The 22,050-nt window shown below is 68.1% G+C and carries 22 protein-coding genes and 3 pseudogenes; 10 read left to right on the top strand and 15 right to left on the bottom strand.

Annotated elements, in window-relative coordinates; genetic code table 11:
* Window positions 1-422 precede the first annotated feature (422 nt).
* Window positions 423-881 (top strand): VOC family protein, encoded by a 459-nt coding sequence (locus tag AC0Z36_RS24365; RefSeq protein ID WP_485465167.1) that lies wholly within the window; start codon window positions 423-425, stop codon window positions 879-881.
* On the opposite strand, the gene AC0Z36_RS24360 is transcribed toward AC0Z36_RS24365, so the two are convergent.
* Complete coding sequence (locus AC0Z36_RS24360) at window positions 857-1,333, bottom strand: plasmid pRiA4b ORF-3 family protein (RefSeq protein ID WP_485465166.1); 477 nt, start codon at window positions 1,331-1,333, stop codon at window positions 857-859. The two genes, AC0Z36_RS24365 and AC0Z36_RS24360, sit on opposite strands and share 25 nt — an antisense overlap.
* On the opposite strand from AC0Z36_RS24360, the pseudogene AC0Z36_RS24355 reads away from it, so the two are divergent.
* Window positions 1,268-1,552 (top strand): annotated as a pseudogene (locus AC0Z36_RS24355) (IS66 family transposase); the annotation flags it as partial. The gene AC0Z36_RS24360 and the pseudogene AC0Z36_RS24355 overlap by 66 nt on opposite strands.
* Before the next feature lie 70 nt (window positions 1,553-1,622).
* Here AC0Z36_RS24355 and AC0Z36_RS24350 read toward each other — a convergent pair.
* The 3 genes and pseudogenes from AC0Z36_RS24350 to AC0Z36_RS24340 form a co-directional block, all read right to left on the bottom strand.
* A complete protein-coding gene (locus AC0Z36_RS24350; RefSeq protein WP_485465171.1) occupies window positions 1,623-1,910 on the bottom strand; it encodes a hypothetical protein in 288 nt (95 codons plus the stop codon).
* A gap of 90 nt (window positions 1,911-2,000) precedes the next feature.
* Window positions 2,001-3,223 (bottom strand): IS3 family transposase gene (locus tag AC0Z36_RS24345; RefSeq protein ID WP_485465165.1). Its coding sequence is split into 2 segments (ribosomal slippage): window positions 2,001-2,902 and window positions 2,902-3,223, totalling 1,224 coding nucleotides; the frame shifts between segments, so codons are not numbered across the junction.
* A gap of 61 nt (window positions 3,224-3,284) precedes the next feature.
* Window positions 3,285-3,473, bottom strand: a pseudogene (locus AC0Z36_RS24340) (site-specific integrase); the annotation flags it as partial.
* Window positions 3,474-4,059: 586 nt separating this feature from the next.
* On the opposite strand from AC0Z36_RS24340, the pseudogene AC0Z36_RS24335 reads away from it, so the two are divergent.
* A pseudogene (locus AC0Z36_RS24335) lies at window positions 4,060-4,212 on the top strand (IS6 family transposase); the annotation flags it as partial.
* A 234-nt stretch (window positions 4,213-4,446) separates the two neighbouring features.
* On the opposite strand, the gene AC0Z36_RS24330 reads toward AC0Z36_RS24335, so the two are convergent.
* The 3 genes from AC0Z36_RS24330 to AC0Z36_RS24320 all read right to left on the bottom strand — a co-directional run bounded on the left by AC0Z36_RS24330 (window position 4,447) and on the right by AC0Z36_RS24320 (window position 7,186).
* Window positions 4,447-5,316, bottom strand: coding sequence for a hypothetical protein (locus AC0Z36_RS24330; protein ID WP_485465164.1), 870 nt, complete (start codon window positions 5,314-5,316; stop codon window positions 4,447-4,449).
* Window positions 5,317-5,615: 299 nt separating this feature from the next.
* The gene (locus AC0Z36_RS24325; protein WP_485465163.1) at window positions 5,616-6,503 is read right to left on the bottom strand and encodes a DUF8094 domain-containing protein; all 888 of its coding nucleotides are present in this window, start codon (window positions 6,501-6,503) and stop codon (window positions 5,616-5,618) included.
* A gap of 11 nt (window positions 6,504-6,514) precedes the next feature.
* Window positions 6,515-7,186 carry a hypothetical protein gene (locus tag AC0Z36_RS24320; RefSeq protein WP_485465162.1) on the bottom strand — a complete coding sequence of 224 codons (672 nt, stop codon included), beginning with the start codon at window positions 7,184-7,186 and terminating at the stop codon, window positions 6,515-6,517.
* A 239-nt stretch (window positions 7,187-7,425) separates the two neighbouring features.
* On the opposite strand from AC0Z36_RS24320, the gene AC0Z36_RS24315 reads away from it, so the two are divergent.
* Both AC0Z36_RS24315 and AC0Z36_RS24310 read left to right on the top strand, forming a co-directional pair.
* Window positions 7,426-8,085 (top strand): hypothetical protein, encoded by a 660-nt coding sequence (locus AC0Z36_RS24315; RefSeq protein ID WP_485465161.1) that lies wholly within the window; start codon window positions 7,426-7,428, stop codon window positions 8,083-8,085.
* On the top strand, window positions 8,057-8,572 hold the full coding sequence (locus tag AC0Z36_RS24310; protein WP_485465160.1) for a hypothetical protein: 516 nt from the start codon (window positions 8,057-8,059) through the stop codon (window positions 8,570-8,572). The genes AC0Z36_RS24315 and AC0Z36_RS24310 overlap by 29 nt, the downstream gene beginning before the upstream one ends.
* A gap of 87 nt (window positions 8,573-8,659) precedes the next feature.
* Here AC0Z36_RS24310 and AC0Z36_RS24305 read toward each other — a convergent pair whose 3' ends face one another.
* The gene (locus AC0Z36_RS24305) at window positions 8,660-9,748 is read right to left on the bottom strand and encodes a LacI family DNA-binding transcriptional regulator (RefSeq protein WP_485465159.1); all 1,089 of its coding nucleotides are present in this window, start codon (window positions 9,746-9,748) and stop codon (window positions 8,660-8,662) included.
* 279 nt (window positions 9,749-10,027) lie between these two features.
* On the opposite strand from AC0Z36_RS24305, the gene AC0Z36_RS24300 reads away from it, so the two are divergent.
* Complete coding sequence (locus AC0Z36_RS24300) at window positions 10,028-10,867, top strand: ABC transporter substrate-binding protein (RefSeq protein WP_485465170.1); 840 nt, start codon at window positions 10,028-10,030, stop codon at window positions 10,865-10,867.
* Window positions 10,868-11,188: 321 nt separating this feature from the next.
* On the opposite strand, the gene AC0Z36_RS24295 is transcribed toward AC0Z36_RS24300, so the two are convergent.
* Together AC0Z36_RS24295 and AC0Z36_RS24290 are read right to left on the bottom strand one after the other, a co-directional pair.
* On the bottom strand, window positions 11,189-12,013 hold the full coding sequence (locus AC0Z36_RS24295; RefSeq protein ID WP_485465158.1) for a hypothetical protein: 825 nt from the start codon (window positions 12,011-12,013) through the stop codon (window positions 11,189-11,191).
* A 113-nt stretch (window positions 12,014-12,126) separates the two neighbouring features.
* A complete protein-coding gene (locus AC0Z36_RS24290) occupies window positions 12,127-12,822 on the bottom strand; it encodes a TetR/AcrR family transcriptional regulator (protein WP_485465157.1) in 696 nt (231 codons plus the stop codon).
* A 97-nt stretch (window positions 12,823-12,919) separates the two neighbouring features.
* Here AC0Z36_RS24290 and AC0Z36_RS24285 point away from each other — a divergent pair, with 97 nt between their 5' ends.
* Entirely contained in the window at window positions 12,920-13,741 is an 822-nt protein-coding gene (locus tag AC0Z36_RS24285) for a class II aldolase/adducin family protein (protein ID WP_485465156.1), read from the top strand.
* Between the two features lie 58 nt (window positions 13,742-13,799).
* Here the strand turns inward: AC0Z36_RS24285 and AC0Z36_RS24280 are convergent, their stop codons facing one another.
* From AC0Z36_RS24280 to AC0Z36_RS24265, 4 genes are all read right to left on the bottom strand, one after another.
* Window positions 13,800-14,669 (bottom strand): 5-oxoprolinase subunit C family protein, encoded by an 870-nt coding sequence (locus tag AC0Z36_RS24280; protein WP_485465155.1) that lies wholly within the window; start codon window positions 14,667-14,669, stop codon window positions 13,800-13,802.
* The gene (locus tag AC0Z36_RS24275) at window positions 14,666-15,424 is read right to left on the bottom strand and encodes a 5-oxoprolinase subunit B family protein (protein ID WP_485465154.1); all 759 of its coding nucleotides are present in this window, start codon (window positions 15,422-15,424) and stop codon (window positions 14,666-14,668) included. Before AC0Z36_RS24275 ends, AC0Z36_RS24280 begins: the two co-directional genes overlap by 4 nt.
* The gene (locus AC0Z36_RS24270; protein ID WP_485465169.1) at window positions 15,421-16,173 is read right to left on the bottom strand and encodes a LamB/YcsF family protein; all 753 of its coding nucleotides are present in this window, start codon (window positions 16,171-16,173) and stop codon (window positions 15,421-15,423) included. Before AC0Z36_RS24270 ends, AC0Z36_RS24275 begins: the two co-directional genes overlap by 4 nt.
* A gap of 248 nt (window positions 16,174-16,421) precedes the next feature.
* Window positions 16,422-17,132 carry a GntR family transcriptional regulator gene (locus AC0Z36_RS24265; RefSeq protein ID WP_485465153.1) on the bottom strand — a complete coding sequence of 237 codons (711 nt, stop codon included), beginning with the start codon at window positions 17,130-17,132 and terminating at the stop codon, window positions 16,422-16,424.
* 136 nt (window positions 17,133-17,268) lie between these two features.
* Between AC0Z36_RS24265 and AC0Z36_RS24260 the strand changes: the two genes are divergently transcribed.
* The 3 genes from AC0Z36_RS24260 (at window position 17,269) to pcp (ending at window position 19,662) form a co-directional block, all read left to right on the top strand.
* Window positions 17,269-17,976, top strand: a complete 708-nt coding sequence (locus AC0Z36_RS24260; RefSeq protein ID WP_485465152.1) for a DUF969 domain-containing protein — start codon at window positions 17,269-17,271, stop codon at window positions 17,974-17,976.
* A complete protein-coding gene (locus AC0Z36_RS24255; RefSeq protein WP_485465151.1) occupies window positions 17,973-18,941 on the top strand; it encodes a DUF979 domain-containing protein in 969 nt (322 codons plus the stop codon). The genes AC0Z36_RS24260 and AC0Z36_RS24255 overlap by 4 nt, the downstream gene beginning before the upstream one ends.
* Window positions 18,942-19,017: 76 nt before the next feature.
* Window positions 19,018-19,662 carry a pyroglutamyl-peptidase I gene (pcp, locus tag AC0Z36_RS24250; protein ID WP_485465150.1) on the top strand — a complete coding sequence of 215 codons (645 nt, stop codon included), beginning with the start codon at window positions 19,018-19,020 and terminating at the stop codon, window positions 19,660-19,662.
* Between the two features lie 41 nt (window positions 19,663-19,703).
* Here the strand turns inward: pcp and AC0Z36_RS24245 are convergent, their stop codons facing one another.
* Window positions 19,704-21,782 carry a neutral/alkaline non-lysosomal ceramidase N-terminal domain-containing protein gene (locus tag AC0Z36_RS24245; RefSeq protein ID WP_485465168.1) on the bottom strand — a complete coding sequence of 693 codons (2,079 nt, stop codon included), beginning with the start codon at window positions 21,780-21,782 and terminating at the stop codon, window positions 19,704-19,706.
* Window positions 21,783-22,050: the final 268 nt, after the last annotated feature.

Genomic DNA, 22,050 nt, shown 5'->3' with positions numbered 1-22,050 from the left:
CCTCGCCAAGCGCATAACGGACGAAACAACACCAACCTGGCGAGGGACTTACTAGTGCATAAAGGTAAATTTGCCTACATTAAACGCCCTCTGAGGCCGCAGGTGCCGGACAGTCGGCGCTCCCGGGTGGCTGCAGGGCCGGGTGCGGCCGGAATCGCCGCGTCTTCCCACCGCGCCGGATCGGATTCGTTCCACGTGGACTGCGACTGGGAACACACCTGCGACCGTGAAACGAACTCAGCTGTGGACAAGGGGAGTTCTGGCATCAGTGGCGCGGCCGACACGGAGGCCGGTCATGCTCCAGACCCGCGTTCCGGAAGGGGCCTGTGCTGGGCATGACGAGATCGTCCGCCTTGCGGAGATCGCTCCTGCCGTTCAGAGTGGAGGCGGGGGCATCGGGCTCAGCAACAAGGAGGCGAGCAATGCCTGTCATCGTTCCGGACTATCACATCGGGGTCGTCGTGGAAGACCTCGAGCAGGCCATGGCCGAGCTGACCTCGCTGATCGGCATGGACTGGTTGCCGCCGGTCCGCAGCGGTCACCAGATGCACGGTGCGCCGGACCCCGGCGCCCCAGGCCCCATGATCACGATGTCCCGGCAGGGCCCTCCCCACATCGAGTTGCTCGAACTCCTCCCGGGCAGCGTGTGGTCCACGCCCGGCCTCCATCACATCGGCTACTGGGCCGACGACGCGCGGGCCGAGTCAGCGCGCATCACCGGCGCCGGTTGTCCCCTGGAAGCATCGGCGGTCGTACTGGCCGGGGAAGCCGAACCAGGGGTCTTCTACCACCGCACCGGGGACGGCCTACTGCTGGAGCTTGTAGACAAGGGCCGGGGCGCCCCCGCGCTCGCCCGCTACCTGAGCATCCCACCCGCTTGACGGGGACGGCTGTCGGCGTATAAGCGAATGCGGCTCTGGCGCTGGCTGAGGACCTGGACCGGGTCCCGGACGCCTCCTCGCTTCCGGACGGCCATGTGCGGCTGCTGGCGTTCGAGGACCCGACGTTCAAGGGCTACTTCACCACCCGCCAGCGGTACCACGACCCCGCGCACACCTGACGGGCGTTCAACACCATCGGCGAAGTCCGCGCCGCCTATCACCGTCGCGGGACGGATCTCGGGCACCTGGACGTGGGACAACCTGAGCAGGCCGACGTAGCCCCACCGCCCGCCGCAGTCCTCCGGCGGACAGGCCCGCGCCCCGCCGATGCGCCGAGGGTAGACGGTTGCGGCCCGGACGGGGGCGATCTGTTCGACCGTCAGCAGGTGTTGCCAGTTGTCGCCGAAGTCGTGCACGTATCCCAGCCTGTCGCCTGCCTGGAGCACTTCCATCAGGGCGCGGCTGTTGGTCTGTCGCGGTATCCCCGGGTGAAGGGCCGTAAGCAGTCCGCCACCCGCAAACTTCTCGAGCGCTTGCGGGACCGGACCCACGCCGTCCTGCGGTTCGCCGACGACCCTCTTCATGTGCCGTTCACGAACAACGCCGGCGAACGGGCCCTGCGGCCGGTCAAGACACAGGTGAAGATCTCCGGCTGCCACCAATCCGAGACCGGTGCGCAGGCCTGGCTCGATGTCAGCTCGTATATCGATTGGGTGCGGATCCTTTCCGGGGAGGGGTTGATCAAGCACTCAAGGCGTATTCACCCTGCCCAGAGTCCTGATAGACCCGTTCATGTTCCCGGGCGACGTGAAACCCCCAGTAGCCTTCGAAGTCACCGTTGGCGACCACCGCCCGCAACTTCAGGACCGCCTCCGCGCCGTCCAGACCCCACCTCGCCCCGCCGATATCGAGACGGTCGGCGCTGAGATGCCGACACGCACCTTCGATCACCCCGGACGCGATCGGCCACCCCGCCGCCAGTGCGACGTCATAACGCAAAAACTCCTCATGCCCGGCCAGGTAACGCACCGCCGCATCCGCACCGGTCCTGCCCGAACCGGACAGTCCCGCGGCGTCGGCCGGGGCTTCCCCCCGTGAGGAGGACACAGTTTTATGTGCTTATGCGGCAAGTGTCATCGTAGTCGACAGTTGCTCGTAGGCGACCGGGCTGCGCTGCCCGTTGGCCGAATGCCTGCGCCGTGTGTTGTAGCGGGTGATCCAGCGGAACACCGCCAGACGGCAAGCATGGGCGCCGGTCCAGCGTTTGGCGCCTTGGAGGGTCTCCCTTTTTAGGGAGGCGTTGAACGACTCGGCCAGGGCGTTGTCCGCGCTCGTTCCGACTGATCCCATGGACTGGATAACGCCCAACTCCCCACACAGGGCTGCGAATTCCTTCGATGTGTACTGGGCGCCGTGGTCAGTGTGGAACACCGCTCCGGCCAGGGAGCCCCGGGTGGCCGCGGCCATCTTGAGGGCGTCGGCCACCAGGCCGGTGCGCATGTGGCCGGCGATCGACCAGCCCACCAGGCGCCGTGAGAACAGGTCGACGACTGTGGCGAGGTAGAGGAACTCCCCGTCCCCGACCGGTAGATACGTGATGTCGCCGATGTACCGGGTGTTCGGTTCGGCGGCGGTGAAGTCCCGTTTCAGCAGGTCCGGCACCGGGGTGTCGGAGGGTTCGGGAACGGTGGTGCGGACGGTCTTGCGTAGGTGGAAGCCGACGATGCCGAAGCGGCGCATCACCCGTTCGGCCCGCTTGTGGTTGACGACCAGACCGGCTTCCCGCAGTTCGGCGGTCACCCGCGGGGAGCCGTACGTCCGGTCGGACTCGGCGTGGACGGCCCTGATCCGGTCCGCGAGTTCGACGTCCGCCCATTCGCGGTTCGCGCGGGCGGCGCGTCCGTCGCGCCATTTGTAGAAGCTGGAGCGGACGACGCCCAGGGTGCTGCACAACCGCTTGACCGGGTAGGTCTCGGAGTGGTCGTCAATGAATTGGAAGCGGTTCACCAATTCATCTCCAAGGCGAAAAACTTCGTCGCCTTGCGCAGGATGTCCCGCTCGGTGCCGAGCGTCGCGTTGTCCTTGCGGAGTGCGTTCACCTCCTTGCGCAGGGCTGTGATCTGGGCTTCCAGGTCCTCGCGTGTCGCCTCGGCCATCGGTTCGTCCTCCGTCTTCGAGGTCCGGCCGCCGACGGTGACGCGGTCGGCGCGGATCCAGTTCCGCAGTGTTTCGGCGTTGACTCCCAGGTCACGGGCGGTCTGCGCGATCGTGAGTGTGGGGTCCGAGTGGTAGAGCGCGAGGGCGTCCGCCCTGAACTCCGCCGGGTAGGCGTTCTTCGCCATGAGTGACATCTCTTCCTCCGGACCTTCACGGCCCAGTATCCCAAGGTGTCCACTTTTCGGGGGAAATGCCCGTCTTGGCGGTGAGCTTGTCGACGGCTTCGCGGCGGGTGCGGCCGTAGACGCTGACGCGCTTGTTCGTGCCGTCGGGGGTCAGGGCGTAGCCGGAGGCTTCCCAGCGTCCGTCTTTGCGCTGGTAGACGGTGCCTTCGCCGTTGGCCTTGCGGGATCGGGCGATCTTCTTGACGGTCATCGGACGGCTTCTTCCGTGAGGCCGGACAGGTAGGCGTTCAAGGCGGAGGTGGGGATGCGAACGAACAGATCAAGGGCCTGCCTCCGGCGGGGGCGCTCCGGCTCCGGGATGACGGGGGTTCTGGTGGCGACCTGCGGGTGGTCCGTGGTGAAGAGGGAGCCGCCATCCCGCCGGCCGACGTCCCAGGACAAGCCGAGCAGACCCGACCCCGGGCGGCCAGATCGTTCAGGACGTGGCGTGCTCCATCTGGCCGCCCGGAGCCGCGCCCGCTACCCGCAGGGGTGGGACGACGGCAGACGGGATGACGACCGGGGCAGGCGTGCGCGGGGCACCGTCGGGTTGCCGTCCTGCGGCAATTCCCACCAGAAACTCCAGAATTACCAGAAACAGCCGAAGGTCTAGACCTTTGACGGCAGCGCTGACGGCAACAGGGGTGGACGGGAGCATCTTTCCGTGCACCTCAGCGGACGGATAGATTGCCGGTGACCTGCTACGACGCAGGCCGGAAGGAGCCGTCGATCACACGAAACGACCCCTCCCACGACGACCAACCACAAGATCATCCCACGAACGTCCAACAACGTGACAACACCTCCTGGCCGCGTTCAGCGGCATCTCACTCCACTTCCGACCCCCACGCCACCTCATGACCGCCCCCGACCACCGCCTCGAAATGACCCTCCGCTTCACCGTCTGGAACCACATCACCGGTGCTACCGCCCTACCCGCCGCGGCCTGACCCACCGCCACCACCCGGCCCCACCACGCCCCGACACACCACCGCCAGCCCGAACCCCTGACAACGTGACAACACCGCAGGAGGTCCTCGTCGAACGGCACGACCAGCTCACCCGCCGCGGCTACCCGGCGCGCTTGAACCGTGCGGAGCGGAAATTCACTGCTGCGCCGGTCATGGGGAACCTGCGCTTCGAGTGCCTGGAATGTTCTTGTCTGTTCCGCGGGAATCCCATGGTCAACGCTGGACCGGACCCCACACCACATCGCTGCCCTCAATCCAGAAGCACCCGTCCGGACTGTAGAACGTCCGCTCCGGGTGGTGCGGCAGCCCGACGATCCAGCTCTCGTCGTGCAGTTGCCAGAACGGACCGGCCTTCTCCGCGACCCACTCGCTGAATTCCGTACGCACTGGCCAGCGCCAGGAGTCCAGTTCGAAGTCGTTACTGGAGAATCGGTACTTCCACCGTCGCGCATCCGCTTTCGGCCGCGCCCAGAAATCCTTCCGCGCGTTGTGGACCTGGTTCAGACACGTCTCCAGGAACATCCTCTGGTTGTAGTCGTCGGCATACGTCGACTCGGTGACCAGAGCGCCCAGGCCGGCTGCCTGGAATTGCGCGAGCGAGTAGCGTCCCGACGGGACGCTGCGCCCGAAGCTGATGTACGGGCCGACCGCTTGCAGGACAGTGGAAATCTCCCCGTCCGAAAGCCTGGCGATCGCCGCTGACGGGTGGAAATCCTCCGGCACGGGGAAGAGCGTTTCCTCAACCACCGCGAGGAGTTCCGCACCCGGAGCCGTCGTCAGGTCCAACCTTCTGCGTTTCGCCGCCGCGACGACCACTGACCGCGCGTCAGCTGACAGGTTCTGGCGCAGCCCCGACCGCAGTGCCTGTCTGCGCACCCGGTCCACCGGCAACGTCACCCAGCCGTACAACCCCGTCGCCTCCGGCGGCATCCGCATCTCGCTGACCACGAACAACAGTGCGTCGACGAGCCGTTCCGGAACGAAGCTCGACGGGTCGGGCAGGACGTACCGCAGGACGTCCGTCGAGTATTCCGCAGGCTCTGGAACCTGTCCGACGGAAGGAGGATCGATGTGCAGCACCACAGTGCATCCCTTCGCCGCGGGCCAGGGGCTCCGACCCCTGACGTGATTCAAAAGCCTGCGGTCGGCGGACGGGTGTGTGATCCCGGGAATTGACCAGAAAACCGAAGCGAACGGCCGATACGGAACGCGGCGTTCTCACCTCCGGCGCCGGAGCGGGGCGAGGGACAGTCGATACTTCAAAGTCGGCCGTACGGGCAGACTCCGTACGGGAGTACCCCGGCCGTACGGGGAGCCCCCGGGCGGATGTGGACCCCCGGTGGATTCCCGCCGGTCCGCACCCGCCCGAACTGGAGCAGCACTCAGCCGGAGTACTGGCTGTACGGCTCAGTGGCACCGGTGCCGGACGCCGGTACGTGCAGGGCGACGGTCAGGTTGTTCACGATCGGCTTGGACAGGTCGTTGCCCAGCCCGAAGAACAGCAGCGTCCCGCCGTCTTTGGTCTTCATGCCGTACGGCATGTACTTCTCCACGAACTGCGGACGTGGGGACTTGAGCCGGTCCAGAGTTCCGAGAAGCCGGCGGGACCAGCTGTCGGCGGCCACGAGTGGGGTGTCCTTGCCGGAGTTCCAGAGCTCCGCGTACGGGAGGACGACTTTCCCGTACGCCTGCTTCTGCTCTGCCTCGGTGAGCATGTCGACCCGGCCGTCGGCGTCAGCGGCCGGTTCGGGAAGTGTTTTGGTGCCGTTGGAGGTGGTCACGTTGACCAGGTACCAGTCCTGCGGGTTCAGTTCGGCGAAGATCAGAAAGTACGGTGCGTTTATGTCTTTCTCCGACTTCTTGCCGGTGGCCTGGACAGCGAACCACCTCTGCCGGCCTTGGAGGTCTTTGGGCAGGTAGTAGTGCTGTGGTTTGAGGCTCAGCGTGGGTATCAGCGCGGTCCGCAGAGCTTTGTTCTTAGGGGCTCGGATGAAGTCGTCAGCCAGTTGCGGCGGCGCGTCGGACTTGTACAGCGCTGGATAGTCCTCGTGGAGGAGTGCGTACCCCCGATCGATGAGGATGTTCCTGGAGATCCTTTCGGCGCCGGCCTGGGTGATCTGGGTCGTGCTACCGGGTGCGGGCGTCTGGGCGTTGGTCGGTGCCGCGTCGCTGAAGGCCGTGCTTGTGTCCTGGCTGGTGCAGCCGGACAGCGCCAGGGCCAGCAGGGGCACGACGGCAAGGGCGGTTGTCCGGGTCTTTGTGTGACGCATCGTCATCGTCCTTACTTCCCTTCGGCGTGAGCGCGGATGATTGCGGCGAGCTTGACCGCCTGCGCCTCGGTGAACTTCGGGCCGGCGTCCTGGGAGAGGTTGAGCTTGAACGTCTGGACGAACCCACCCAGCGGAACGGCTGCGGTGACCCCCAGCCCCAGGAGCGGTGCCAGTTCGATGGTCGCCGGTGCCCCGACGCCCTCCACCGGTTTGCTCTTCACGAACGGGTTGATGGGCTCGTACCACTTGATGTAATCCTCTGCGGACAAGTCCGTAGTGGCTTGCGGCGAGGGTATGAACGTACTGGCCAGGGGTATCGGGAGGCCGGGGCCTTCGTAGGTGCAGCCGTCGCCGCTCTTGTCCGTTGTGGCAGTCAGCTGACCGGTGTATCCGAGGGCCGAGGCAATCTGCTCCACCGTCAGCGCGGCGCAGGGTTCCGGGAACACCTTCGGCCAGTGGCGTTCCGTGCCCACCTTGATGTCCGGCTTGGCATCCGGATATCCGGTGACCCAAGGGTTCGCAGGCACCTCCGGCGGCGCCGCCGCGGCAGGGCTCTCCTTACTCGCCGGGGACTCCTTCCCGACAGGATCGGCCTTCTTGTCATCGCCGCCGCAGCCGGTGACGGCCAGGAGAGCGAGAGCGCAGGCAGCGACGACAACCGTGGTACGTGGGGTCTTATGCAAGACAGCCTCTTCAGCAGGGATGGACAACGACCACCTGTGAAGGGACCGTACACGCGCCGTGATCGCGCCGTCCCTTCGGCTCTGTGCCGTCGTACGCGCCGAAGACATCCGTGCGGCCAGGGCCGGAATTGACGGACCGTCATGATTGATCGGCGGTTTCCACCGGATGGATATCCTGCCCGGGGAACCGGCCTTGGCGATCAGGGTCGTCGGATCATCTGCCGGGGGAGGCACAAGCGATGAGCGAACGGCCGCCGCGCGACTGGAGCAGAGCGGAAAAACAGCTCTGGAAGGCTTTCCGCCGAGGTGAACGGGTCGACCTTCGTACAGGTAACCCGTACGACGACGATCCTTCCCGGGCGGGCGGGTGGCCGGCGGACCGCACGATCCGCGCCGCCGCGCTCGAACATCTCCTGCTGCACGGACCGCCCCCGGAGCCCGGGCACTCCGCCAGACTCGAACTGGCCGGAGCGCGGATCACCGGCCCGGTGGACCTGTCGGCCGCGCGGATCGGATTCCCGCTCAAATTGCTGAGCTGCTCCTTCGAGCAGCTCCTGGTGCTCGACTACGCCGAGGTCGGCTGGCTGAACCTGGACGGCTCCCACCTGCCGGGCATCGAAGCCGAAGGGCTGCGCGTCGGCCTGTGGTTCGGTCTGCGCAACGCCCGGGTGCGGGGCGAGCTGTGGCTCCACGACGCACGTATCTCCGGCGGTCTGGATCTCAGTGGAACCTTGCTCGGCAGCCCGGACACCTTCGCCCTGATGGGCAAACAGCTGGTGATCGACGGCGGCTTCCGGGCCCATGGACTGATCGCGGTGGGGGAGCTGCGCATGTCCCGCTGCCGCATCGCCGGAACGGCGGACTTCACCGGTGCGAGACTCACCGCGCCCGGCGGGTGACCGCCTCGCGTGGCTTCGCAGCCACGTCCCGGACGCCACACCCGGTGTCTACGAGCAAGTGGCGGCCTCCTACCGTCGCGCAGGACAGGAACAGGACGCCCGACAGGTCCTCATGTACAAGGAACGCCGCCGCTACCGCGCGATGGGCCGCACCGGAAAACTCTGGGGCCTGCTCCTGGACGCCACCGTCGGATTCGGCTACCGGCCCGGCCGGGCGATCGCCTGGCTGGTCGGTCTGGTGGTGGCGGGGACCGCCTACTTCCGGCTCGCCGGAGCGCCGAAACCGATCAAGCCCGGCGAAGGTCCTGGGTGGGATCCCTTCCTGTACGTCCTCGACCTGGTGATCCCGTTTGTCAGCCTCGGCCAGGAGACGGCCTGGGACCCGGTCCACACCGCCAAGGCGGTGGCTCTCGCACTTGTCATGTCCGGCTGGGTGCTCGCCACGGCCATCGTGGCCGGCGCCGCCCGGATACTGAACCGCCAGTGATCCCGGCGGCTGCCTGACGAGTACTCAGTTCGGTACTCCGGGCAGTGGATCGTCCGAGTTCTCTCCAGGTTCAGAGCTTGTAGACCGTCAGGATTTCCGTACCGATGACCCCCGAACGTCCAACCGTGTCGGCACCAACCGCCCCCGGGGCTCCGTCCGGCCCCCGTCCAGCGTCTCCACCAGCTGCTCCACCCCGGCCCTCGCGATCAGCGCCGGTTGCATGCTCAGCGTTGTGACCGGCGGAGCAGTGTGCTCCGCGGTGCTGTCCTCCGTCGTGCACACCAGCAGCAGGTCGGCGGGCACGGCGAGGCCGTGGCGGCGGGCGATGTCCAGAACCAGCGGCGGACTGACCTCGCTCAGCGCGAAGATGGCGTCGGGCCGGTCGGCCCCGGCGAGCAGGCGGTCGACGGCTTCCAGGCCGGGGGCGTTCCCCGGGTGGTCGACTGTGGCGACCCGCGGCACCAGGCCGCGATCAGCACACCAAGTGGCGTGTGCGGCAAGGGATTTCACGGTGAACAGGGTCTCCGTGTCCGCCGCGAGTACGGCGATGTCCAGCGCCCCTTGAGCGGCGAGATGGTCCAGGACTTCCCGTACGGCCTGCTCATGGTCGATGTCAACCCAGTAGGCCCCTTCGCGCCCCTCGGCCCGCCGGTCGGTGAAGACCGGGATGCCGGCCGCGAGGAAGTCTTCCACCAGCGGGTCGTCGAGGATCGGGTCGACGACGATCACCGCGTCCAGCGGGAGGTCGGTCCACTCGTCGCGCGCCGAGTGGTTCGGCAGCAGCACCAGCGCGTAGCCGTGCTCCAGCGCCACCTGGGCGGTGGCGGTGACCAGCTGGGAGAGGTAGGGCGACTCGGTGTACGCCCAGGGGGACTCGATGTACTCCCGTACCGCGAATCCGATGAGCCGGGCGTGCCCCACGCGCAGCAGGCGCGCGGTGGCGTTGGGCCGGTAGCCGAGCCGCCGGGCGGTCTCCTTCGCGTGGGCGCGCACTGTGTCGGACAGGCGTCCGGTGCCGTTGAGCGCGGCCGAGACCGTGGTCTTGGACAGCCCCGCCTCGCGCGCGACATCGACGAGGCGCACCCGGGGCGCGGCGGTGGCGGTGTTCTTCCGGGGTGCTGCCCGTGGAGGTGCTGCCTGTGCACCTGCGGGGCGTCGGCCTGCTGCTTCGCTCATGGTCCAGATCCTGACACGGTGACGGCTTGTCAGCCAGTATTCACGTTAAATCCACCGACCGCAGGTTACAACCTTGTGACCTCGTGAGAATCGTTCCCGCAACCTCTTGTGCGGGAGCGTTCCCGCATCAATACTCACGGCACATCACCTCTGCGTTCGCAGCACTTTTCAGCCACAGCGCACCGTCACAGCGCACCACCACAGCGCACCACCACAGCGCCCGCGCTTCCCCCGTACCGCTTCAGTTCTCCCTCATCTCCCTGTGAAAGGGGTGGGTAGATTGCGCATGCTCCGATCCATAACACTGGTCGCCGTCACAGCCGCCACCGCACTCGTCGCCACCGGCTGTTCCGGCGGTGGCAGCAAGAGCCCGGCCGTCGGCAACACCTACAAGATGTCCACGGACACCCCGGCCGCCAAGGGGAACATCCCCGTACTCAAGACGACGTGGTCGCCAGCCTCTCGCGGCACATGGACCCGGAAGTCGCCTCGGCGTGGAGCTCCGCGTTCCGCAACGTCGACACGATCACCAAAACGGGCCCGCTTGAGGTCACCGTCAAGCTGACCACGCCCGACGTGGTGTTCAACGAGTCCCTCGCGGCCTCCCCCGGCACCATCGAGAGCGCGGCCTTCCTGACAAAACAGGGCAAGGAGTACGGCAACCCGAGCGGCGGGGTGAACTGCACCGGGCCCTTCTCCCTGCTGAAGTGGGCGCCGGGCCAGGACATCACGCTCAAGAAGAACGAGCAGTACTGGGACAAGGCGCTGACGCCCAAGGCAGACGTGGTCAAGTTCGCATTCATCTCGGACCCGGCCGCGCGCACCAACGCCCTGATGACCGGCGCGGTCGACGGCGGCTTCCTGCTGCCGTCGAACACGCTCACCAAACTGCAGGGCGGCGGCGCGGGCAAGGTCTACTTCGGGGCCAACACCGGGAACTACCTGCTGGCCGTGACCAACCTCAAGCGGGACACGGACTACGGGACACGGACTACGGGACACGGACAACAACGGTCAACTGCGAAGAACAACCAAGCGGGTACGGATTGTTCCGCGCGCGAGGCGGAACGTCTCGTCTCGACACATGGAGGGTGGTCGACGCGTCACCTGTCCGGGTGAGTTCCGCGACGGCGAGGTGTAGCGGATTCCAACGGAACGTCAGGTCGTTTGGGGACCATTGCGAAGGAGGACACAGTGGGACGCACATTCACCATGGACCGGCCCCGCAAGGTGCGCGGCGCAGGACAGGCCCCGGCGGCGGCCGGAGCTCTGTCTGTCTTCCGGAGTTCCGGAAGAGATCGTCTCTTGCTGGGCGGGACCGGCTGTAGCGGGTTGAGAAGATGCCACGCATGGAACTCGCCGACGCCGCCGACGACATACCGCGACTCTGCGTGGACCGGCTCGGCGACGAACTCTCGTTCCGCCCGGGGCTGTGGCGTTTCAGCGCCAGTGCCCAGCCTTCTCGCCCGGCCCCTTGACGCAGGTCAGGCCGTTGGCGCTGACCGCGCCGACGGGGGAGCAGAACTGACCGCGCTTGGCTGCTTTGGCGGTGGCGGCCGCAGGTGCGATAGCGGCTTGGCTGATGGTTGTAGGGGTGACGGCGCCTGAGGTGGTGGCCGCGGGTGCGACGACGGCGTGGGTTACGACCGGCGGAGTGACCACGGCGATGTCAGCTATTCGAGCGGTGGCCGTCGGGTCTTGGATAGCGGTGACCGTGATGGTCACCGTGGCGGCAGTGGTCTGTTCTGCTGAGTCGGTCGCTGCCGTGCCAGTGGTCTGCTCCGCTGAGTCTGCGGGTGCTGAGTCTGCGGGTGCTGAGTCTGCGGGTGCTGAGTCTGCCGGTGCTGAGTCTGCGAGTGCTGTGGCGGCGGCTTCTTCCACTGGAGGGCCCGGTGTTGTGGTGGCGCTCCGCACCGTGGAGTCGGCTGGCTCCGCAGCGGGGGCCTTTGAAACGGTGGCCTTGGAAGCGGGCAGCGTTACCTCAATGCTCTTCAGCTCCACCACCTCCGTCGGCGCGGGGATGGATTTGCTGTCCTTCGTCGAGCGGCGGCAGAGCAGTACGGCGCGGCACCAGGCAGCGGAAGAGGTGCTGACAAGCTGCCGCTTGACGTCCCGCCAGGAACTGAAGGCGTATACGAGGGCCAAGCCGAGTGGAAGCAGCAGGACCAGGCAGACGATGATCCACCCGGTCCGCCGGTACCACTCGGGCTGAAGCGTCGGGGGAGCGGCCTGCTGATGGACCGTGATGTTGATGTTGTCGGGCACGGCTGAACTTTGTCATGGGGAGTCAGCGGGCTGCCGCCCGGCCTCGGATGGTCGGCGGTCTCACTGCGACATCCCCTGGCAGGCGGCTCGGCAGCGACACCCCAACCGGTCACTCAACGAGCTTCGGACTCCGCTTCGGACGTCACTTCGGACGTCACTTCGGACGTCACCTGGCACTCCGCTTCGGACGTCACTTGGCACTCCGCTTCGGACGTCACCGCCCGGAAGAGCACCGGCCAGTACGTCTCCTCCAGGTGCCCCGGCGGCAGCCGGTCCGGCTCCACGAGACTCTGACCCAGGCTCCCCTCCCGCAGTGCGATGAACATCCGGGCCAACTCGTCGAGTTCGTAGGATGTCTGACGGCCGGTCAGGACGAGCATCCCGGCCAGCATCCGGGCCACCTCGGCGCGCAGCCGGGCGTCGTGCCCGGCCAGCGCCCGGCCGGCCGCCGGGTCACGGATGGCGTGCAGGGTGAACTCGGTGGAGATCAGAAACCAGGTGGCCTCTGCGGCGTCGGTGTGCGCCAGCAGTTTGAAGGCCCGCTCCGTGGACGGTTCGGTGCTGCCGAGTTCGGTCAGCGCCTGTCGGAGCTGTTCCATCACCCGTTCCGAGTGGCGGTCGAACAGGGCGAGGAAGAGGTCGTCCAGCGATGAGAAGTTGGAGTAGAACGCACCCCGGGTGAATCCGGCGCGGTCGCAGATCTGGGCGATCGTCGCACCGCGGAACCCCCGCTCGGCGAAGACTTCCAGGGCCGCGTCGAGGAGCCGGGCGACCGTACGGGGTCGCCGTACCGTTGATCCCTTCGGCATATGGACCTCCTCAGCTCTTGACGGATGGGTGACCGCCCTCAAAGGATACGAGTATGCATCCGATACAGCGATGTATCCGATCGAATCAGGAGTCGCCGTGAACACCGAGCTTCCCCAGGAACTGATCCCGCTCATCGAGTCCGCCGTCGGTCCGCTGCCGGAGAACGCCGAGTTCCCGATCCCGCCGTCGTTCGACTCGATTGAGGAGGAGCGGCAGTACCGCAAGGAGCAACTCGCCGCCGGATTCCGGCTGTTCGGCAAGTTCGGCTTCTCTGAGGGCGTCGCCGGGCACATCACCGTGCGCGACCCGGAGAACCCCGACTGGTTCTGGGTCAACCCGTTCGGCATGGCCTTCACCCAAATCAAGGCGTCCGATCTGATCCTCGTCGACCACGACGGCAAGGTGATGCACGGCCGCCGCCCGGTGAACAAGGCCGCGTTTGTCATCCACTCCCAGGTCCACAAGGCCCGCCCCGACGCGATCGCCGCCGCGCACTCGCACTCCCTCCACGGCAAGGCGTTCTCCTCGCTCGGCATCCCGCTGGCCCCGATCACCCAGGACGCCTGCGCGTTCTTCGAGGACCACGGCCTGTACGCCGACTACCGCGGTGTGGTCAACGAACTCGACGAGGGGGAGCGCGTCGGCAAGGCCCTCGGCTCGTACAAGGCCGTGATCCTGAAGAACCACGGCCTCCTGACGGTGGGTCAGTCGGTCGCTGAGGCCGTCTGGTGGTTCATCACCATGGAGCGCTCCTGCCAGGCGCAGCTCCTGGCGATGGCGGCCGGCGCCCCGGAGCACATCGACCGCGAAACCGCCCTCCAGGTGCGCGGCCAGATCGGCTCGTCGCTGGCGGGCTGGTTCCAGGCGCGTCCGCTGTGGGACCAGATCCTGGAGTCGGACCCGGATCTCGTCAACTGACGAGCCACCGGCGGTACGGCGTCCGCTCAACCGGCTGACCGCCTGCCGAGCCGCCGCCTCACCCCAGCGGCAGGAACCGCAGCGCCATCCCCGGCGGCGCCTGCGCCGCGGCGGCCAGATGCTCCGCCGGCACAACGCCGATCACCGGATACCCACCCGTCACCGGATGGTCGGCGAGGAAGATCACCGGTCGCCCGTCCGGCGGGACCTGCACCGCGCCGAGCACCATGCCCTCGCTGGGCAGCTCAGCGGTACGGTTCCACTCCAGGGCGGGACCGTCCGTACGCAGCCCGATCCGGTTGCTCGCCGACGCCACCGTGTACGTCGCGTGCCGGACGGTGTCGAGGGCCGCGCGGGTGAACCAGTCCTGACGCGGGCCGAACGTCAGCGGCAGGGCAAGCGCGGTGGGCGGTCCGGGTGAGCGCGGCACATCTGTCCCGAACGGGGTCGGGCCGTGCGGAGCGCCCACCGGAAGAACGGTGCCGTCGCCGACCGGAGGCGGGCCGAGGCCGGACAGCAGGTCGGTCGAACGACTTCCAAGGACCTCGCGTACGGTCAACCCACCCGCGAAGGCCACGTAACTGCGCAGCCCAGCGGTCACCTTGCCGACGTCGAGCACTGCTCCAGCGGGGACATGGACGGCCGTGCCCCACGCCGCCGGTCGTCCGTCGACGTGCACCGCACAGGGTGCGCCCGTCACGGACACCACCACACCGGCCGTGCCGACCCGCAGGGTGAGGCCGGTGAGGGTGGCCTCCAGCGTCGCGCTGTCCGCCGGATTCCCCACCAGCCGATTGGCGAGTCGGTGGGCCGGCTGGTCCAGCGCACCCGAGTGCGGCACCCCCAGGTGCGCGTGCCCGGGCCGGCCCAGATCCTGAACGGTCGTCAGCGCACCCGCGCGGATGACTTCCACGGACCGCCCGTTCATGAGGCGCCCTGCCCGGTGGGCGCGCCGGTTGCTGCGATCCGTACAGCCTGATCAGGTTTTCCCGACGTTCCCGACGTTCCCGATGTTCCAGATGCTCCAGGCGTTCCCGACGTTCCAGGCACCCCAGGCGCTCCAGATGTGCCGGACTCCTCCACGAAACGCACCGTCATCCCGGGTTCGAGCAGCGCGGCAGGTTCCCGGGACGGATCCCACAGCAGGACGTCCGTACTCCCGACCAGTTGCCAACCGCCGGGCGACGGCCGTGGGTAGACACCCGCGTATTCTCCGGCGAACCCGAGTGAGCCCGCCGGGACGCTGGTGCGCGGCGTCGCACGGCGCGGCAGCCGGTAGCGCTCGGGCAGGCCCGTCAGATAACCGAAGCCCGGTGCGAAGCCGGAGAAGGCGACGCGGAACAAGGTCGCGCCGACGATTTCCGCGACCGTACGGGGTTCCACCCGCCACAGCGCGGCGACTTCGGCGAGGTCAGGACCGTCATACCGGACGGGGATCTCAACCAGGGTGCCCGCTCCGTCCTCGACTGGCGGCACGTGCCAGTGGACCACATCGGCGGCAAAAGCCACCGGATCCAGCAGCCCGTCCAGGAGTACGGTGCGCGCCGCGGGAACGATTTCGCGTACGGACCGCATGGTGCCCAGGGCCCGGCGGCGCAGCAGTTCGGCGTGCAGCGCCTGGGTCTGTCCGGCGGTGTCCACTTCGAGGAGCAGGGCGTTCCGGCCCACGGGCAGCGCCCTCACGCGAACGGCTCCAGGGACACGCCCGCCGTTCGCAGCGCATCCCGTACGCGCCGGGCCAGACCGGCGGCACCGGGGGTGTCGCCGTGCAGACACAGTGACCGGGCGGCGACGGCGATCCGTTCACCCGTCAGGGCTACGACTTCGTGGTCACGGCCCAGAGACAGTGAGCGGGCCACGACCTCTTCGCCGTCGTGGATGACCGCCCCGGGCTCGCGGCGGGACACCAGGGTGCCCTGGGCCGTGTAGGACCGGTCCGCGAACGCCTCAGGTACGGCGGGGAGTTCGGCAGCCCGTGCGGCAGCGAGCAACTGCGAGTCCGGCAGTCCGAGGACCGGCAGTGGACCGCAGGCCAACCGCACGCCGGCGATGACGGCGGCGGCCTGGTCCGCGTCCCACACCGTGCGGTTGTACAGCGCGCCGTGTGGTTTCACGTACGCGACACGCGTTCCGGCGGCGCGCGCGAAGACCTCCAACGCGCCGATCTGGTAAGCGATTTCGTCCGCGAGTTCGACGGGCGGCACATCCATCGCGCGGCGGCCGAAACCGGCGAGGTCGCGGTAGGAGACCTGCGCGCCGATGCGTACCCCGCGCTCCGCGGCCAGCGCGCAGACCCGCCGCATGATGGACGGGTCACCGGCGTGGAACCCGCAGGCGACGTTGGCACTGGTCACGACGGACAGCAGGGCCTCGTCGTCGGTGAGTGTCCAGCGGCCGAAGCCTTCACCGAGGTCGGCGTTGAGGTCGAGCACGGTGTGGGGTGTGCGGTCGGAACCGTGCCCGGCACCCGGGTCGGGAATGTGCCCGGCCGCGACGCCCGGGTCGGGAATGTGCCCGGCCGCGACGCCCGGGTCGGAACCGTGCCCGGCACCCGGGTCGGAACCGTGCCCGGCCGCGACGCCCGGGTCGGAACCGTGCCCGGCACCCGGGTCGGAACCGTGCCCGGCCGCGACGCCCGCACCGCTGTCGGTTGAAGCCCGCGCACCGGCTCTGCCGTTGCTCATTCTGGAGTTCCCCCCATCGCGTCGAGGATCATGTTCTGCGCGTCGTCGAGGTACCGGTGCAGCACGACCTCAGCCGCGGCGGTGTCCCCGGACTCGATCAGGTCGACGATGTCCCGGTTGCGGTGCAGGAACGGTTCGTGCAGCGCGCGCGCCGAGGGCATGGCGTGGAAGGCCAGCCGCAGCTCGGCGACCAGGTGGGCCAGGTAGTCGTTGATCCGGGGGCTCCCCGCCAGGGCGGCGAGCGACTGGTGGAAGCGCAGGTCGGCGGTGCCGACCTCGGCCCACTGGCCGGCCTTCGCCGCGGCCTCCCCGCTGAGCACGGCGGTGTCCAGCGCGGCGCGGAGTCCTGGCGTGGCGTCAGCTGCGGCGCGCAGCCCGGCAGCCTCCAGGCTGTGCCGGACCGTGTAGATGTCGACGACGTCTGCGGGGGTCAGTGTGCGTACGAAGACACCCCGGTTGATCTCGTGGACGACAAGCCGCGCGTGGACGAGCGTCCGGAAGGCCTCCCGCAAGGTGTTCCGGGAAACGCCGAGCGCGGCGCTGAGCGTCTGCTCGGCCAGGCGGGTGCCGGGCGGCAGGATCCCCTCCGCTATGCGGTCCCGCAGGACGTTCGCGACGAGCTGCGCGGTGGCTGCCCGCCCGAGCAGATCCCGGTCGGCGGCGAGCAGGTCGAGGGACTGACGGGTCGGCGGTTGCGTGGCGTCCATGTCGTGGACCATCTGAAATCTCCCGGAATGCGACCGACTCTTGTGGGATTGTTGAACAATAGCTTAGTGTCCTCAGCACCTACTCGGCCTCCGGTTCGAGGATGAAAATTCAAAGAAGAACGCGGAAGGCGGAGGAATGATCGTTCTCCTCGGCGTCCTACTGGTGATCATAGGATTCGCCACCAGACGCAACCCCCTGTTGGTAGTCGGCGTCGCCGGCGTGGCCACCGGCCTGCTCGGCGGGCTGTCCCTCCGGGAGGTGCTCGCCGCGTTCGGCACCGGCTTCGCGTCGAGCCGCAGTGTCACCATCTTCGCGATCACCCTGCCGGTGATCGGACTCCTGGAGCGGTACGGACTCCAGGAACAGGCCCGTACGCTCATCGGTCGTTTCGCCAAGCTCACCGCGGGCCGCTTCCTCGTCCTCTATCTGGCCCTGCGGCAGATCACCGCCGCCGTCGGCCTGGTCAGCCTCGGCGGCCCCGCCCAGACGGTGCGCCCGTTGGTCGCGCCCATGGCCGAGGGGGCCGCGGAGCGGATGTACGGTCCGTTGCCGGAGAAGATGAGCGAGAAAGTCCGCTCCTATTCGGCGAGCGCCGACAACGTGGGCTTGTTCTTCGGGGAGGACTGCTTCCTCGCCGTCGGCTCGATCCTGCTGATCACCGGCTATGTGAACACCACGTACGACCAGCACCTGGAACCGCTCCACCTCGCGCTGTGGGCCATCCCCACCGCGATCTGCGCCTTCCTCATCCACGGCGTCCGGCTGCTCCGCCTGGACCGCACACTCGCCCGTGAGCTGACGCCCCGAGGCACCGCCTCCCCTGTCCCGGAGACGGCCAAATGATCAAATCCGAATGGTTCTTCTGGCTGGTCGGCGCAACCTTCCTGGTGATGGCCGGACAGATGCTGCTCGACCGCACCAACCCCAAGCGCGTCGGCAGTGCCGCCTTCTGGGGCCTGCTCGGCATCGGGTTCGTGTACTCCACCTGGGTCGCGGACAAGAGCGCCCCCGCCGAACCGCTCGGCGTCGGCGTGCTCGTGATGGTCTGTCTGGCGGGCTTCGGCTTCACCGGGCGCGGCACCGTACGCACCACCACCGCCGAACAACGTGTCGCCACCGCCGCGCGCCTGGGCGGCAAGCTGTTCATCCCCGCGCTGACCATCCCCGTCGTGGCCATGTTCTTCGCGGTCGTGGTCAAGGACTGGCACATCGGCACGCAGCCGATCCTGCAAAAGGGCAGCGAGACCATCCTCGGACTCGGCATCGGGGCCATCGCCGCACTGGTCGTCGGCCTGGTCATCGTGCGGGAGAAGCGGGTGTCCGTACCCCTGCACGAAGGCCGGTCCATGCTGGAGGCGATGGGCTGGGCGATGCTGCTGCCGCAGCTCCTGGCCGTACTCGGCTCGATCTTCCAAGCGGCCGGTGTCGGCAAGCAGGTCGGGCGGATCACCTCCAGCCTGCTCCCGGAGGGCAAGGTCTACGTCGCCGTCCTGGTGTACTGCCTGGGCATGGCCCTGTTCACGGTCATCATGGGCAACGCCTTCGCGGCCTTCCCGGTCATGACGGCGGCCGTCGGCTGGCCGGTCGTCATCGTCCAGGGCGGCGGCGACCCGGCGGTCGTCCTCGCCCTCGGCATGCTGTCGGGCTTCTGCGGCACGCTGTGCACGCCGATGGCGGCGAACTTCAACATCGTGCCGGCGGCGCTTCTCAATCTGAAGGACCAGTACGGACCGATCAAGGCGCAACTCCCCACGGCCGGGGCGGTCCTGGTGTGCAACATCGGCATCATGTCGGCCTTCGCGTTCTGAGCCCGCGCCCCTTCCCCTCCCGCCGGTTCCCTTTCCCACTGGCTGACGCATCGTCAGAATGCTGAGGAGGCACCACGTGATCCGCGTACTCGTCACCGGATTCGAACCGTTCGACGCCGAAAAGACCAACCCCTCCTGGGACGCGGTCCAGCTGCTCGCGGGAACACCCCTGCCCGGTCTCGACATGACCGCCGTCCGGCTCAGCTGCGTGTACGGCGACAGCCTGCGCGAACTGCGCGCGGCCGTCGAACGGGTCGACCCCGACCTCGTGGTGTGCGTCGGCCAGGCCGGCGGGCGGCCCGACATCACCGTCGAGCGGATCGCGATCAACATCGACGACGCCCGTATCCCGGACGGCGCGGGCCGGCAACCCATCGACCGGACGATCGTCGAAGGCGGCCCCGCCGCGTACTTCTCGACGCTCCCCGTCAAGGCGTGCGTGGCCGCGGCCCGCGACGCCGGTGTGCCCGCTTCCGTCTCACAGTCCGCCGGTACGTTCGTGTGCAACCACGTGTTCTACGGCCTCATGCACCTGCTGGCAACCGAACGGCCGGACATCCGCGGCGGATTCGTCCATGTGCCGTACGCGTCCGGACAGGTCGCCGACCGGATCGTGGCATCGCTCCCGGTGCCCACCATCGCCGAGGGCCTGCGTGCGATCGTGCGTACGGCCGCCGCGCGGGGGGAGGACATCGTGGCGGTGGGCGGTGCCACGCACTGAGCGGTCCCCGCTGCCCGCGACGCGGTTCCCCGGGGCGCCGGTCAGTCTGAAATCCGGAACTCCCGGGTCATCCCCGTGAACGTACTCAGCCTCCCCGTCGCCGACACCGCATCCCCCTGGTACCTGACCCGGTACCGCCCGGCGACCGCATCGTCAGGGATCCCCCAACTGACCGTCACCTTCGACCCACCCTTGCCCATCCGCTGCCACCGGAACTTCGTCGCCCAGTCGCCGTCGTCCGCGACCGTACGCCACTCCGTGTCCGCACACCGCTGAACCTCCAGGAACGTGCCACCCCGGTGCAGCTCGTTGCTCGGGCTGGCCCCGACGAACACCGTGGTCAGCAGTTCACCCCGCCGGTACTCCGGCCGCGGCTCCACGACCGCCTCGCCGAACCGCCGGCCGCGCGGAGCCACGTCAGGGATGAACCGACGGCCCGTGCCCTGCCGGGCGGTGAGGTCGGCGCACGCCTCGCCCGGCTCCACCGGCCGGCCGTCGCGCATCGCCGTCGCCAGCCCCGCGGCGATCTGCTGCAATGCGGGCAACTCCCACCGGCCGAACAGCGTCGACCCGCCTTCGTACTGGCAGTCGTCGTACTCCTCGGGCGTCGTGACGTAGTGCAGGTAGCCGTTGCTGTAACCGGCGCACAGCACATCCGGCAGCCCGGCCCCGACAATCGAAGCGACCGTACGGCGCAGTCGCAGGCCGGCGTTCACTGTCACTTCGCCGGGAATGCCGATCAGGTACAGCGAGCCGATGCGCAGCAACTGGACGGCATACCGCTCGGCCACCAGTGGGCGGATCCTGTTCAGCGCCGCGCCGGGCATGACAAGCGCCTTCGGGTACTGCGAGTCCTTCAACCCGGGCGACAGCCGGTAGAAGACCTTGTGGCTGAGCGCGTCCCAGAACACGTTGCGGCCCTCGCGGAACGTCGGAAAGCCCACCCCGTCCGCCCACGCGCCGGCGAACGCGGACGCTCCGCCGTACGGGCCGGACGTGCGGTGTGTCCGCCCGTCGCCGGTGAACTCCGGGCGCACCTCGACATCGTTCATGTCGACGTAGACGACCCGGGAGTCGAGGACGCCGTCGACGGGTCGTCCCGCGTCGGCCAGCAGCTTCGCCGCCGCCTGGTACTGCCGCAGGCCGATGATCCTGGTGTTCTCGAACTCGTCCTCGGTGGGCCCGCTGCCGGGCCTGAGGTTGAGGTTGGGCGACATGTCGCCGGTGTTGGTCTGCGCGAACGCGGCGACGAAGTCCCCGGCGGCGGGGGCGAGATAGTCGACGCCACTGGTGACACGCTCCCAGTAGTACGCGGCGTAGCCCTTGTTGTCCGCGCTGATCAACGTGTTCCGGTTGGTCATGCTGGTGTTGTGGGTGGCGAACCAGTTGACCGCGCCGACCGGTTCGCCGTCCCGCTCGATGCGCAGCAGCGTGGTCATCGGGTCGATCCGCCCGGGGAAGTGCGCCGTGTCGGCCTCCGGGTTGCGGTCGAACGCCGTGGGGGAGCGGTTCGCGCTTGCGTCGTGCAACTCGCCCTGGCTGAGCGTGAGTTGGGCTGGAGCGAGGTCGGCGTGGGCCTGTTCGGCCGCTTCGGACATGCCGTCGACGATCGCGGCGAAGGTCTTGGGGTGGAATCCGCTGGAGAGGGTGTAGAGACCGTGGTGGGCGTAGCCGCCGGGGCCGCAGTGCGTATGCGTTGCGGTGATCATCGTGTTGCGGGCGGTGTAGAGGTCGCCGAACTTCTGCCGCAGGCGGGCGAGTACGGCCTGGTTGAGATTGTCGAAGACGAGTGGGAGGTCGGCGACGATGAGAAGGATGCGCTCGCCCACGCCGGGCTGTGGTCCAGCGATGTGCGCGAGGTCCGGACGATCAGTTTCTGTCCGGTCCCCGGCGCTGCGGCCCCTGGCGCGGGGGGCGTCCGTACGATCGATGACGTTCTGGTCGACGACGCCTTGACCGGCGTATCCCTGGTCGACAATGGCAAACGCCCGTGCCCGCAACCGCGTATGGATTCCGTCGCTCGTCTGTTCGGCTTTGCCGTAGCCGAGGAGCTCGCAATCCGCTGCCTCCCCGGTGATGTCGGCGATGCCGCGACCGGCTGAGTACCGCAGGTTCCCCATGGTCAACGTGCCCAGCTCCCCAGGTTTTTGTCGGCGGTCGCGCAGGACGACAAGAGTCGGTCACCGTTGACCCTGTAGGCACGGTAGAGATGCGGGCGTAACAGGTAAAGCACTACTCGGATCTGACATCTCTACAGATCCTTGCCCCAAACTGTCTTCAACCGATCGCGTACGTGAGAACTGGGAGTGCCTGTGAGCTTCATGATGGCCGGGACGACAACCCTGCTGAGCGCCGCCTCCTCGGTGGCCGGCCTGTGGCAGGACCGCG

The sequence above is a fragment of the Kitasatospora sp. UYEF31 genome, from assembly GCF_057291755.1.
This window is presented reverse-complemented; position numbering and strand designations above follow the sequence as displayed.